Annotated in this window: 2 protein-coding genes; both read right to left on the bottom strand. The window is 39.5% G+C overall.

Features of this window, described 5'->3' with window-relative positions; translation table 11 throughout:
* Positions 1-190: IS3 family transposase (locus ABD873_RS09740; RefSeq protein ID WP_345067857.1), on the bottom strand; the 190-nt coding region annotated here is incomplete at its 3' end.
* A 56-nt stretch (positions 191-246) separates the two neighbouring features.
* Positions 247-762 (bottom strand): helix-turn-helix domain-containing protein, encoded by a 516-nt coding sequence (locus ABD873_RS09735; RefSeq protein WP_345067855.1) that lies wholly within the window; start codon positions 760-762, stop codon positions 247-249.
* Positions 763-805: the final 43 nt, after the last annotated feature.

Genomic DNA, 805 nt, shown 5'->3' with positions numbered 1-805 from the left:
CTCCCATCAGCTTTAAGACCGTTTTATGATTGATAATACAGCCCGAATTCCTCATCTCCAGGGTGATCCTTCGGTAACCATACCTTCCTTTGTGACGATGATATATCTTTTTTATCTGATCCTGGGCAGTGTCATGCTTTCTCAATACCGATTTTGTTTTTAAGTGGTAATAGTAACTGCTTCTGGCCATTTTCAATATATTCAATAATAGCTCTAATGGATATTTATGCCTTAACTCATCAATGGCTAATGCTTTTTCTTTTGCGGAGTTACTTTCTTTTGAGCTAAGGCATCGAGCTTTTTTAGCAGCTCATTCTCCGCTCTTAGATATAAATTCTCCTTCTCAAGCTCTTCCAGCCTGGTCAACGGTTTTGCGGGTCTTTTTGGATTGTTTCCTTTCATCGTTTTACGGCCTCTCTGCCGAGAATTTAAGCCATCCTCACCCAAATGCTCATATATTCTTACCCAAGAACTGACTATGCCAATGGAGGGGATGCTGAAATGTAAACAGCAGTCCCTCAAAGATAATTCTTTTTTTAGATAGGCTTGAACAACCGTGACCTTAAATTCCTTTGTATATTTTCGATAAGGCTTTCGCGATAGTCCTTGCGGACCTAATGAATTATATTGATCAATCCACTTTCTGATTTGTGACGATGATACGCCCCATTGATTCGATAATCCGTGTATCGATGCCCCTCGTTGGTAATCTTTAACCAGACGAAGCTTAAAATCGGATTTGTGTTTTTTGTACTTAACCATAAAAATGCCCCCAAATAGTGTCTAACTTTTTGGGGGCAGTGTA

It is taken from the genome of Sphingobacterium thermophilum (assembly GCF_039541675.1).
Lineage (GTDB): Bacteria > Bacteroidota > Bacteroidia > Sphingobacteriales > Sphingobacteriaceae > Sphingobacterium > Sphingobacterium thermophilum.
The sequence above is the reverse complement of the archived record's forward strand: the minus strand, read 5'-3'. Positions and strand labels throughout refer to the sequence as shown.